Raw genomic sequence first — 12711 nt, forward strand, 5'->3', positions numbered from 1 at the left:
TTTTATTCCCGGTGTTCTCAGTAGCCGAAGCCAACCGGCTTTCCCGCCCTTGCGCTCTCGATGAGCTGGACGATGCGCGTAGCGGTAAGCAAGTCCGGGTATTCACCGTCGAGACCGTATCCCATGGAACGAAGGCGGTCATTGAGGAGAGCCCATGCCTGGTATCGAGGCAAGTCATCGTCATAGCGCGAGGCATCGAGGACGAACCGAAGCACTTGCTCGCGCAGATCATTCTCCCGGTCTTCTAGGACCTGCCTTGCAGCGGCCTGGGCAGCTGCGATCCTTTCCAAGTGGGCTGCTCTGAGTTCTTCACGGAGCCTTGCTACCTCCTGGGCATAGTCGAAGACGATGATGGTCTGGCGGTCTACATCGACCGTGATCTCATCCCACCGGACCAAGCGCTCGACCCACTCATCAACGATCTCATCACCCTGAATGATCGGCTTGCGGTACCAGCATGTCATGATGAAGCTTCCTGCCGCTTCCGACGCGGCAGCACTTCGTTCATCGACGACGAAAACGTTGGAGTTGTTGCCGAACAGGATGTCATCATCGGTCATGCGACGATAGGTCGGATGGAAGTACGGCAAGACCCAGACGAGCGCCGCTCCTTCGGCACGATAGAACTCCTTCCGGCTCAGCACGACGTCCATGAAGGTCGTGCTCAGCTGCACCTCGAAGGCCAGTCTGTCGGTGTCCGTCCGTGCCGAAACGTCAGGTCGGCGGAGGCCGCAGAGACCTTCGCTTGCTTTCCAGGTCCTTTCTGAGGCCACATCCTTGAACCGTGGATCGGCCGAGAGGCTCCGCAAAAGAAGTGCCTTGACCCGCTTGTGCGCCCCGCTCTCCTGGGCACCGCGGTACTTCATGGCCCTGATATCGGCTTCGCTCAGCTCCGTTCGTGTGACAGCGGGGCACGAGCCATCTTCATGGCGATGCCGGAAGAAGAACCGTTTGGTCGTGCTGCACGCCAGATAAACCGGAACACCGCACGTCGCGCACACCAGGCGTGCGTCGTCACGTTTGACGAGCGCCTTAAGTCTTTGGCGTAGCAGAATTGCGCGCTCATACCGGAATGCCCGGATCAGGCGACGGACATTGAGAACATGGCCAGTTCGCGGGTTCCTGACAGCGTCAATCTCGGGCTTTGTCACCGCCGATGCCCATGCCAGCGGATCGACAGTCGTGTTTCCAACCATGGTCGTCTCCTTACCTTGTGGCAGCAGAATTCCCTCGGCCGGGAGGGCTAACAGCGTTCCAATCGCGCGCCCGCCTGTTTGAGCCCCCAGCGTCGCTCGACATAGAATTCGAGCGACTTGCGGACCTCGAAGCTCAGAACTTCCTGCGTGAACCCATATTCCAACCGGACAGCGGCCTGCTGCTCTTCTGTAAGGCTGCTCAGCGGCCGAAGCCGGACTTCGACGAACTCTTCCCAGTCAGCATCGCGCGGAAGTTCTTCGCGGACCGGTGCGACATGGAAGGTGCTGTCGGGATGGACCCGGACCGGAACATAATCGCGCCATTCGCGGTGGTGGAAACTCCACGCCCGAACGTGCAGGCGCTCGCCGTCGGAGGCAAAATGCGCCGGTGCGATCCATTGGTTCTGACGCAGCCCACTCGACATCGACACATAGCCGATCTCGATCTTCTGCCGCTGCTCGACCGCCTGCCATAGGCGACGCATCACAAATGGGGGGCACTGCCGGGCCGGTGATGGAAGAACAGAAAGGTTGCTCGAGGCGGGATGGCCGACAAACTCATCCGGCGAGCCTGCATCCTCCACAAAAGGCAGGCCGCGATGGTGGGGGTTGGCAACATAACACTTTCGGACCGTGTCGTAGCGAGGCTTCGGCTCTGCAACCCGGTCGAGATATTCCCTCAGATCGATTGCCGCTTGCGGAGACGAGATCCCGAAACGCTCGATCAGGTCCTTGCGATTCACCTGTCCGCGCCAAGTCAGGCACCGGTCGAGATAGGCCAGGCGGGCGAGCATTGCTGGCTTGAGTGCAGGATCGTCCATGTCCGAACCCTACTTGACGAGCTACCGCACGTCTATATAAATTTTATATGCACTTGGATTCGAGGACAGAATAATGCGCATCTTGCACACCAGCGACTGGCATCTGGGCCGCCAATTTCATGGCCTGTCCCTCGATGAAGACCATGACCACATTCTCGTCCAGATCCTCGCGGTGATCGATGATGAACGCCCCGATGTCGTGATCATCGCCGGCGATGTTTTTGACCGGGCAAACCCGCCCCAAAGCGCGATAACCCGCCTCTCGCAGTTCCTCACAACGGTGCGGGCAGCATCCGATGCAGCGATCGTTATCATCGCGGGCAACCACGATTCCGCCGCACAGATCGGTGCGATGGGCGTTCTTGCCGATGGCGGCGCGGCGATCGTGCGCGGACCATTGGATGAAGATGAGCGACCGCTCGTGGTTTCCGATGCGCATGGGCCAGTGGCCATTTCCGCCCTGCCCTTTGCCTTCGAATACGCCGCCCGCCTGTGTTTCGACGACGACGGCATCGGCTGCCCTGCAGATGTCATCCGGGCCCAGCTTGCCAGCGCTCGCAAGCACGTGGCCGAGGGAATGCGTTGGGTTGTCGTGGCCCATGCCTTTGTCGACGGCGCAGCAACCAGCGAAAGCGAACGTCCGCTCACGCGCATGGTCGGTGGGATTGAGACCGTCTCGGCGGCTGCCTTTGAGGGCGCACACTATGTGGCCCTTGGGCACCTTCACCGCCCGCAACCGGTGGGACTGGATCACATCCGTTATTCCGGCGCACCTTTGGCATTCGGATTCGATGAGGAAGGTCAGCAGAAGTCGGTCAGCCTGATCGACCTTGCGGCCGACGGCACTGTCACAGTGACCGAAGTGCCGCTGCGGCCGCTGCGTCAGGTCAGAACCATCCGAGGCAAGCTGCTCGAGCTGCTCGCGGCCGCGGAAGTGTCCAATGACATCGTCCGCGTCGTTCTCACGGACGACACCCCGCAGATCGACCCGATGAAAAGGATCAGGGCCGTGTACCCCAATGCGGTCCAGCTCGCTTACGAACGCAACGAGCGACCAGTAGAGCTGCGCCTCGAAGAGCAGCGCGCGGCGATTGATGACCCGCAGACGCTCTCCTCCGCATTCCTCGAGTTCATCCGTGGTGAGCCCCTGTCGGATGCGGAGGGGCAGATTGTGGCCTCCGCGCTGCAATCCTTCGCTACGATGGAGGAAGAAGCATGAGGCCGATCAAGCTCACCCTCAGCGCTTTCGGTCCCTATGGCGGCGCGGAGACGATTGATTTCCGCGAAGCGACGGATGCCGGCCTTTTCGGGATTTACGGTCCAACCGGATCAGGCAAGTCGTCGATCTTCAGCGCGATTTCTTTCGCCCTGTTTGGCGAGGGGGCCAAGGAGGAGCAAGGCATCGGTACGATGCGCTCTGACTTTGCGCCTGAGGATCTGCTGACCGAGGTGAGCCTGCAATTCGAACTGGGCTCCAAGCGATATTATGTCAGGCGTCAACCTGACCAGGCACGGCCGAAGGCGCGAGGCGAGGGTCACACCATGCAGCCACACGCTGCCTGGCTGTTCGACGTATCGGACGTCGCCATCGATGATGTCGGTCCGGATAACTCGGGCGTTCCGATCGCAGAAAAGAAGGTCGGCGCCGTCCTCAGCCACGTCGAAGGTCTTCTCGGCTATGGCGCACAACAGTTCCGCCAGATTGTCCTGTTGCCGCAAGGGAGGTTCGAGCGTTTCCTGGTGTCGAACAGCAAGGACCGGCTCGAGATTCTGCGGGAACTGTTCGACGTCTCTCTGTACCGCCGGCTCACCGAAAAGCTCAAAGCCGATGCCGCGAACATCAGACGCGAGATCGAAGATGGCTACCGCTTACACGCAAGCCGCCTTCAAACCGAGGGCTACAGCAGCTCGGACGAGCTCGCCGACGGCATCGCCTCGGCACTTGAACGGTACGAATTTGCCCAGCTGGCAGTCTCGGAGACAGCGGCCGTGCTTGCTGTTGCCAACAAAGCCTATGCGGCCGCTGAAGAGCAGGAAAAGCGCTTTGTCGAGGTCGAGGCTGCGTCCACTGCACTCAAGCAGCTCGACGCACAGGGCCAGACTTTCGAGGCGATGCGAACCCGCAGATCCCAGGCCGAGCTGGCGCGGCGCATATCGGACCTCGACGCCAGCGTTGCCGATGCACAGAGGCGCTACCGCGCAGCGATTGATGCGCACGCCAACGCTGAAGTCGAAGCACGAAAGGCAAGCGAGGCTCTTTCGGCGGCGAATGCGACGCTGCTCGATCTCCGCTCCCGCGATCATGAGATTGAAGACATCGCGCGCAAGATCGACCAGCTGAACCGCCACAAGCAAGTTCTGGTGGATGCTGCCGAGCGTCTGGCTGGCCTTGAAGCCGCCGAGGCAGGGCTGGAACAAGCAAAACAGGCTCACTCTCAAGCCGCCGACGCTGAGGCACAGGCTGCTGATCTCTGCGAAGAGAAGGAGACGGCGCTCGCGGCAGCCCAAGCCAATGGTCTTGAGCGACAGAGGCTGAGCGGAACTCGCGACAGTTTGAAGAGTGAGCTCGAGGCAGCGCAGACCTTCGCAAAGGCGGCGCAAGATGCGAAATTGTCGCAGGAAGCCTGCGAGAAGGCATCAAAAATCGCCCGCGACGCACAGGCCCGCCATACCGAAGCGGTCGCTGTAGCCGAGATGCACGAGCGCGCCTTCCTTGCAGCCCAGGCCAGCGTCCTTGCCCAGCGATTGCAGGACGGGCACCCCTGCCCGGTTTGCGGCGCCAGCGACCACCCCGATCCGGCGCGTGATTCAGGCGATGCGGGCGCACTCGAAAAGGCGTGGCGCAATGCTCAGGGCGCTGCGCTTGCCGCTTCAAAGGCTGATCGCGAGGCCCAGGCTGCCGCCAGCTCGGCCCGTGCCACGCTCGATGCAAAATGTGCGGTTCTGGACGGGCTCACGGAGCCAAAGCGCGACGTGAGCGAGATCGATGGCGATCTGCAACACGTCCTTGGTCAGATCAGCGGTTTGGGTCCGGACGTCGACATCGGCGTTCTCACCAAGGAACCGGATGACGCACGCACGCGCAAGCTGGCAGCGACGGAGGCCGTCCAACAGGCTCGAGACGCGCTCGGCAAGGCAACGACTGCAGAGGCACTGGCCCGGCAGGCGTACGACGAGAAGATTGCATCGGTCCCCGAGAACCTGCGCCAGCAAGACACTCTGCAGACCGCAATCGATGCCGCCACCGCAGACTTGAGCAGCCGGAAGCAGGCCCTTGCCGATGCCGACGCGAGGCAGCGCGAGCTTGATGCCATTGCGATCAAGGCAGCAGCCGCATTGCACAGCGCTTCGACCGCAGTCATCGAAAACAAGACAGATCTCGCCGCAAAGCGATCGGCATTTGAAGCTCGCCTTTCCGAGCTCGGGTTCGCCGAGGCAGACTATCGCGCCGCGATCCCCGATATTGCAGAGATCCCTGCACTGGAGCAGGCAATCGCGGGTTTTGACACCGCCCTTGTTGAAGCCCGCGCGCGGGAAACGATGGCAAGAAACGCGGTCGGCAACGCGCAGCGACAAAGCCTCGAACCCTACCGCCTGAGCTGCGCGCAAGCACAGGCCGCCGCCGAGGAGGCAGTGAAGCAAAGCGCTGCCGCTCAGCAGAAACACCAATCGCTTGTCGAGCTACAGACCAGTCTGGCAGATCAGCTTGAGAGCCTTCAGGCCCTGGAGCAGTCCTCCGGCTCACTCCGGGGAATTGCGGAAGCCTTCGACGGTCAGAACGAGATGCGGACCAGTCTCGAGACATTCGCCATCGGTGCGATGTTCGATCAGGTTCTCGAAGCGGCGAACCTGCGCCTCGATCCCATGACCAGTGGCCGGTATCGCTTTGAGCGCGATACCGTCAGTGTTGGAGGTCGATCCAAGAGAGGGCTGGACGTTCGCGTCCACGACATCGAGACCGGCCGCGCTCGCGAGATCATCACGCTTTCGGGCGGCGAGACCTTCATCGCAGCCTTGTCCCTAGCACTCGGGCTGTCCGACATCGTCGAAATGACAAACGGTGCCATCAGGCTCGACACCATTTTCATCGATGAAGGCTTCGGTAGCCTCGACACCGATAATGACGCCGGCACACTCGATCAGGTTCTGCAGGTGCTTCAGAGCATCGTGGGCGAACGGCGCGCGGTGGGGCTCATCTCGCACGTGCCGCTGGTACAACAGGCTGTTCCCAATGGATTTACAGTGCACAAAGGTGCCAATGGGAGCCAGATCGATGTAAGGTCGATGTGAAGCTGTAAGGGCGAGGCCTCGCTCACTGTGAGGACAATACATGGAAGAAGCAGGGGCAAATATGACCACAGCGCGGCTTTTCGATCTAAACATCGAGAAGATTCTAGAAGCGTGGGAAAGCGCACATGCCGTCCGCGAACTCATTGCCAATGCGATCGACGAACAGCAATTGACCGATACCCCAGACATCGAGGTCTTCAAGACCGATGATGGCGACTGGACTATCCGCGATTTCGGCCGCGGGCTCAGATACGAGCACTTCACGCAGAACGAAAACGCCGAGAAGCTCCAGAATGCCGGGAAGGTCATTGGCAAGTTTGGGGTTGGCCTGAAGGATGCGATGGCAACCCTCCATCGCAATGGTGTCGCCGTGATCATTCGGTCCGCACACGGCGAGATCACCCTTGCTCAGATAGCCAAGCGCGACTTCGATGATGTGGTGACCCTCCATGCTGCGGTTCAGCCATCACCTGATCCAGCAATGGTCGGCACCACAATCACTCTGCGTGGTTTGAGCGATGAGCAGATGGAGAAGGCGAAGAGTTTCTTCCTTCGATTTTCCGAGGAGGAAGTGCTCGAATCAACGCGCATCGGCGAGGTTCTTCGGCGGAAGCCGAATGTGTCGGCACGGATCTATGTAGCTGGCCTTTTGGTGGCCGAAGAGGAGAACTTCGCGTTCTCCTATAACATCACAGCGCTCACTGAGCCGATGCGCAAAGCACTCAATCGTGAGCGAACCAACGTCGGCCGCACAGCCTACTCTGATCGCGTGAAGCAGATGCTGCTCAATGCGACCACAGCGGAAATCGGTTCGGAGCTTGCTGACCAGTTGCAGGCATTACAATCAGGCCTCGGCAGCGACGAAGTTCGATGGAAGGAGGTGGCAATTCACGCCGTTCGGATCCTCAGCGGCAGCGGCAAATACCTATTTGTCACCGCCGATCAATTGATGACCAATTCATCCTCGGTGGATCATGCCCGAAACGATGGCATCAAGGTCATCACGATACCCGACAGCATCCAGAGAGACGTCGTCGGCATGACGGATCTCAGCGGTGAGCCGATCCGTGATCTCGGCCATTATCAGACAGAGTGGAACGATAGCTTCGTATTTGATTTCGTGGAGCCCAGCTCTCTTTCAACGGCAGAGCGAGCGGTTTTTGAGAAGGTGGAGGACATCGTCGCGCTTGTTGGCGGATTGCCCCAACATGTGCAGTCGGTTCGCGTGAGCAATACGATGCGGGTGGAACTTGCGACGGGTAGCGATGCTCTGGGGCTATGGGATGGCTCTACCCAGTCGATCGTCATCCGTCGCGACCAGCTCTCGTCGGTTTCGAGTTTTGCGGGCACACTGCTTCATGAGATCGTCCACGCCCGCACTGGGTTCGACGATGTCACGCGAGATTTTGAGAACGCGCTTACAGATGTGATCGGTCAAACGGCTGCAACGGCAATTGCATCCGTTCGACGGCCGAAGTCGCTTCTAACCGGTCTGTTTGGCCGTGCTTGAGCTGAGCACGACGCAACCGACGCCAATGTTTGTCGGTCATTGCTGGAGGAGCTTGCGGGTGATGATCATAATTTGATGACAGTGCCTGCTGGCCACCGCGCCCGACGATGTCTTCCTTAGCGGGCAGCATACAGCGGCAGCCTCATCCTGTTGTGAATATCGGCAATGGCCTCGTAAGTTATTGTTCGTTCATGTGGAAGGACAACTGGCTTCATGGGCAGATATCTCTAGATCACTACTATTCGCAACGCAGCGAGAGCCTGCGGGGTCTGCGTATACAAAAAGGGGCAATCCGTGAGCGGAACAATCTCGGCAGATGCACTTGGGCGCCTACGCGCTGCAAAAGCGGCAATGCAGAAGGACGGTGATATCCGAGAGATTCTTGAGTCGCGGGATAGCGTCGTCGATCGCTATGGCCCGCAATTCCAGCCTGGCCAAATCGAACAAATCGACGAGAAGGTATTGCGCTCCTTTCTTCTGATAGAGAACAACAAGCATTGGTCTGGGCTCTTTCGGCAGAGCAACCGTATTTGTGCTGACATGACCGCAACTCGGGCCGCTCTCGCCGCGTTGGTCGATGAAAGCCGGCCGATCGAGGAACGAACCCGGCCTGCGACCGAGATAAAGGGTCTAGGCAAAGGGATCATCACAGCGATCCTTCTCGTAGCATACCCGAACAAGTATGGTGTCTGGAACAATACGTCGGAGAGCGGGCTGATCGACCTTGATCTGATGCCTGATTGGCCGCGCGGAGCGAGCTTTGGCGTACGCTATGCCGCAATTAATGGCGTTCTGAACGAACTCGCCAGAGAACTTGAGGTCGACCTTTGGACGCTCGACACCATTTGGTGGTATCTGTCAGGCGATAAGGAAGAGACCGAGGTCGACTCTGAAACCCCACTGACCGCTGATTCCCCAACAGGACAAGTTGCAGCCCGCTTCGCGATCGAGCGGCATCTGCATGACTACCTCTTCGACAATTGGTCTCAGCTCGAACTGTCCAGGGACTGGGATATCTACGTTCGCGACGGGGAGCCGGACGCAGGTTACGAGTTTCCGACTCCGATCGGACGGATCGACCTTTTGGCTAAGCACAAGCACGAGTCGAAATGGCTCGTGATCGAGCTTAAGCGCGACAAGTCGTCGGACGCAGTAGTAGGGCAGATACTGCGCTACATCGGATGGATAAGCGCTCACCTCGCTCAGCCAGGCGAGACCGTGGAGGGGCTGGTCATCGCCGCGCGGGGCGAAGACAAGCTCCACTATGCGCTTAGCGCGGTGCCCTCCGTCTCGTTCAAAAGCTACGAAGTGGAGTTCCGGCTGAAAGACGGCCCCTCGTTCGATGAGTTCTCGCGCCCCTAATCGGTTTTGCTTACGGAAAGCTTGCCGATGAGGTGAAGCGCAGATTGAAACATGTCTTGGCAGTGGTCAGGTATCCAGCCTCGCGGCTTTGTTGATCGCAATTTTCGCAGGCAACAGTAAGGTCTGCCTAAGAGGGCAATCGGCAGCGGTTTCGCATTACAGTACAAGGAACTAGCAAGATGCGAAGCGGTCTATAATCGGCGAAGTGGCTCGACAGTTCGCGGATTATCGGCCTAGATTTGAATCAGTTTTCAGCGGGAGCGTTGATGGGGCACTACGAGGATTTCAAGCGTTTGCTTGCTGCGATTGAAGCATATCGCGCCGACGCAAGTATTCCCGTTGATGCTGAACAAGTCGACGCCGCTTGCGCACGAATTCTGACCCATGATCCCTTTGATGAAACCGCCATTGAATGGAAACGGATTGCTGAATTTGTGAAGGAGCTCAACGGGGGCGATTGGCCGCCGACCGGTTGATGATCCACCCTGCGCTGCTATCCTCCGGCAATGCCCAACGGAATCGACCAGCTCTATCGGATCGCGATCGAGAAGCTCGCCAAAAGCGCTGATGCCGATATCGAGCATCTCCGCCGCGCAGTGATCCGGGGCGACGGTGTACCCCTTGAACCCGATCCACGCCTTCTCGCCGAGGCGTCCGGTAAAGGCGCGGATTGGGGGGAATATGCGTTTGGCGAACTCCGCGCATTTGGCTTCATTGTGGCAGATGTGGCTAGGTTTGTTTGGTATCGGCCGACGAAGAACGAAATGTGGGAGCGGCAGGCGGTTCTAGCCGGGATCGAGGCTACGGCTATCGTCAGACTGGTCTCGATGGACCTTTCTCCTGCCATCCCTGAAATACAGAGGCGGCTAGAAGCATTCGACCGAACTACGGCTTCCGGCAAAGCGCTCGCCTCACTCCTCGCGCACCAGAAATTGATGGTCAGTGTCGTCGCAGCGACAGGCGAAGTCGCCACGCTCGAGGAATATGCAAGGCGCGCCAGCGTTGCACAGGTCTATGCGCGAGCAGCGACCCTGGAGCTGACGGATATAGAGGGCATGACGACATCTGCCCGAACCATGGTCCAATTGCTTTGTAAGGGCGACGCGCGCGATTGCGCTGCCGCTGCGACTGCCATGCGGATCCACCCCCGGTAGCCCGCCTTTGCGGCTTGAGGTGTGAGCGCTGCTACAAGGGATGCGCGGCCGCGCCGGCATCACTCAGTGGACCAAGCAGCGGGCGCGCGGCCTTCGTACTCCCCGTATACGTCGGCAATCCGCTGACCTGGGGCTCGATGGCCTGAAGGGCGTGATACTGGGCGCTTTTTGGAAAGTCTTTGCGCTCCATCTGCTCGATCAACTTGTGGAGCGCCGGCGCGGTTGAATCGAAGAAGAAGCGGCTCGCTTTCCGTACGCCATCAAGATCACCCGCGCGCGCCGCGACCAGATAGCTGTCCGCAGCTTCAACCAGGAAACCCGTGCGCTCGGCATAGATGTCCGAGAGCCAGAGTAGCCTGAAAAAGGCCTGCGGGATGAACTGCTCGACCAGCTCGGACAAGGTGCTCTGCGGTCCTCCCAAAATGATCGTCGCGAAGGACATCGCCCCGAGAAAGAACGCCTCATCCTCCACTGCATGGCTGCGGACGTCCTTCTCAAGGCTCTCGGCCACCGCCTGCAACCGCGAACCTCCCGCCAATGCCAGACGAAGGGCGCCGATCTCGACGATCGCTCCCAGCGCAAGGCGCCATTCCTCGATCTGTTCTCTCGTGAAGGTCGAAACAACATAGGCACGGCCACGCTTGGTGAGATAGCCCCCGACACCCAGCGACACCAGAAGATGGCGAGCCATCGATAACGACACGCCGGTATGCGCGACAATGTCGTCAGCGGTCATCGACGTACCGGGCGGCAAGTCGCCCAGCATGACCCGCTCACGCAGCTCGATATAGGTCGCGTCAATCTTCGACAGCATGAATTCCCCACGGCCCGCCAGACATGGCGCTTGCCGCTCTCTCCGGGTTTCAACTTAGCATAACGCCTGCAGATTGCAGCAATGCACAGCGCCCTCACTAGCCATTTTCCGCCCCCGATCCTTTTCTCCATTCGTTGCCATTGGGTTCGCCCAGTGGTATGTAAAGTTTGGAGAAGTACGATGGATGAGCAAGATCAGTGGCGATTTGCTGACTTTTCAAAGCGGGCTTATCCTGACGATCCCACCGGTACTGGCGATCCCGATTTTACGAGATCAAACATCCCTGCGTTCGAGCCGAATTCATTAGATCCTGTGGGTGCAGGTGGTCGCTTTGGAGCTTGGATCATCATCCTGGTATCAATCGTTTTTGTCGTCATTGGGGCACTTAGCTGGTAGCCCTTCGGTGCAATTCGACCCTGAGTTTCTCCGTGACACAACCTTCTAGCGTTGATCGCGATCATAGAAGCGCTCGTCAAAGCGTTCATCAGCTCCACCCGGACCTGAACGCCCCTCGTCAAAGTCTCTGCGCCGATCGCCAAAGCGATCGCCATTAGCCTCGTAACGCTCCCTCAAGCTCGTCTCCCCTTCAGCTATGCGAGCACCAATCGAACCATCGGCCGACCCCTCCGTGAGATTGCGCGGGCCTTGCGCGGAGCGCTGCGGCGTTCTGGCCCGGAGGTCTGCTTCACTGAAACTTCCCGATCCAGCAACGTTGCCCGTCAGCGTTCCTCTGTCCGGGATCAGATCGTTGAATGGTGCGACCCTCTGATCGTAATAGTCAGAAATGATCTCGCGCGCGACAAGTTCATAGGCGGCCTGCTCTTGCGGACTGTAGTCGGTGCGAGCAAGGCTGGGAGCAGTGATCCCCAGTTCGGCTGCTTTTTCCTGATAGCGGCTTGCCACGATCTGGCTCATGTCGAAGGCGAGGTTGGTGCCATATCCCTCCCGTGTTGAGGTGCTGTCGGTGAGTGACGTCGCCAGCTCATCAATTTGGGCGATCCGCTGATCGATGCGTCGAATCTCCTCGAGTGCGCGCTCACGTGAGTAAGCGTTCTCGGAATAGCCCTCACTCCGGCTGAAGTTTCCACTTTGCGCATAGCTGCCACTGTCTTGCGTGGCATTTGAACCATTCGAGCGGTTGTCCGATGTCGAGGAATCAAAACCTTGTGCTTCGCTCCGCTCGTTACTCCGATTGACTAGGTCAGAACGCTGGCGGCTACCGCTGATGCCCGCCTGGACACCTCCATTTGCACCCACACTACCCTTGCCTCCAGATCCACCATCGCCACCTCGAGTGCCGGCAACGCTGCCGGACAGCCCAACGCTGCCGCTGCGGCTTGTCTCGAGACGATCAATGTTGGTTTGCTGATCTCCCCTCGACCGCGTGACACGATCGCTTTCGCTGACGGTGTCCCTAGCATCGAGCGACTGATTGTCGAACCGCTGCAGGTTCTCTCCCGAGCGATACCCGGACGAGCTTTCACTTCCGCTGGAGTTGCGCACTCCGCTTGTTTGCCGCGTCGATGCGCGGTCAAGGAAGGCAACCGCGCGCGACCGCTCTTCC

At 59.3% G+C, this 12711-nt stretch carries 10 protein-coding genes and 1 pseudogene; 7 read left to right on the top strand and 4 right to left on the bottom strand.

Going from position 1 to position 12711, the window contains the following annotated elements; all coding sequences use genetic code 11:
* Positions 1–17: 17 nt before the first annotated feature.
* Together H926_RS0120920 and H926_RS29545 are read right to left on the bottom strand one after the other, a co-directional pair.
* Positions 18–1196, bottom strand: a complete 1179-nt coding sequence (locus tag H926_RS0120920; RefSeq protein WP_022677991.1) for a DUF6035 family protein — start codon at positions 1194–1196, stop codon at positions 18–20.
* 47 nt (positions 1197–1243) lie between these two features.
* Positions 1244–2017 carry a hypothetical protein gene (locus tag H926_RS29545; RefSeq protein ID WP_022677992.1) on the bottom strand — a complete coding sequence of 258 codons (774 nt, stop codon included), beginning with the start codon at positions 2015–2017 and terminating at the stop codon, positions 1244–1246.
* A 73-nt stretch (positions 2018–2090) separates the two neighbouring features.
* Between H926_RS29545 and H926_RS0120930 the strand changes: the two genes are divergently transcribed.
* The 6 genes from H926_RS0120930 (at position 2091) to H926_RS0120955 (ending at position 10333) form a co-directional block, all read left to right on the top strand.
* A complete protein-coding gene (locus H926_RS0120930) occupies positions 2091–3236 on the top strand; it encodes an exonuclease SbcCD subunit D (RefSeq protein ID WP_022677993.1) in 1146 nt (381 codons plus the stop codon).
* The gene (locus H926_RS0120935) at positions 3233–6307 is read left to right on the top strand and encodes an AAA family ATPase (protein WP_022677994.1); all 3075 of its coding nucleotides are present in this window, start codon (positions 3233–3235) and stop codon (positions 6305–6307) included. The genes H926_RS0120930 and H926_RS0120935 overlap by 4 nt, the downstream gene beginning before the upstream one ends.
* 40 nt (positions 6308–6347) lie before the next feature.
* On the top strand, positions 6348–7817 hold the full coding sequence (locus H926_RS29550; protein ID WP_148291839.1) for an ATP-binding protein: 1470 nt from the start codon (positions 6348–6350) through the stop codon (positions 7815–7817).
* A 294-nt stretch (positions 7818–8111) separates the two neighbouring features.
* Positions 8112–9179: an endonuclease NucS domain-containing protein gene (locus tag H926_RS29555; protein WP_148291840.1), complete on the top strand. Its 1068-nt coding sequence runs from the start codon at positions 8112–8114 to the stop codon at positions 9177–9179.
* A gap of 266 nt (positions 9180–9445) precedes the next feature.
* Complete coding sequence (locus H926_RS0120950) at positions 9446–9655, top strand: hypothetical protein (RefSeq protein ID WP_022677996.1); 210 nt, start codon at positions 9446–9448, stop codon at positions 9653–9655.
* A gap of 30 nt (positions 9656–9685) precedes the next feature.
* Complete coding sequence (locus tag H926_RS0120955; protein ID WP_022677997.1) at positions 9686–10333, top strand: hypothetical protein; 648 nt, start codon at positions 9686–9688, stop codon at positions 10331–10333.
* A 31-nt stretch (positions 10334–10364) separates the two neighbouring features.
* Here the strand turns inward: H926_RS0120955 and H926_RS0120960 are convergent, their stop codons facing one another.
* Positions 10365–11147 carry a GntR family transcriptional regulator gene (locus H926_RS0120960; RefSeq protein ID WP_022677998.1) on the bottom strand — a complete coding sequence of 261 codons (783 nt, stop codon included), beginning with the start codon at positions 11145–11147 and terminating at the stop codon, positions 10365–10367.
* A gap of 180 nt (positions 11148–11327) precedes the next feature.
* Here H926_RS0120960 and H926_RS32730 point away from each other — a divergent pair, with 180 nt between their 5' ends.
* A complete protein-coding gene (locus H926_RS32730; protein ID WP_148291841.1) occupies positions 11328–11543 on the top strand; it encodes a hypothetical protein in 216 nt (71 codons plus the stop codon).
* 45 nt (positions 11544–11588) lie between these two features.
* Here the strand turns inward: H926_RS32730 and H926_RS32735 are convergent.
* A pseudogene (locus tag H926_RS32735) lies at positions 11589–12711 on the bottom strand (hypothetical protein); the annotation flags it as partial.

The organism is Novosphingobium sp. B-7 (assembly GCF_000410615.1).
In the GTDB taxonomy this organism is placed as follows: domain Bacteria; phylum Pseudomonadota; class Alphaproteobacteria; order Sphingomonadales; family Sphingomonadaceae; genus Novosphingobium; species Novosphingobium capsulatum.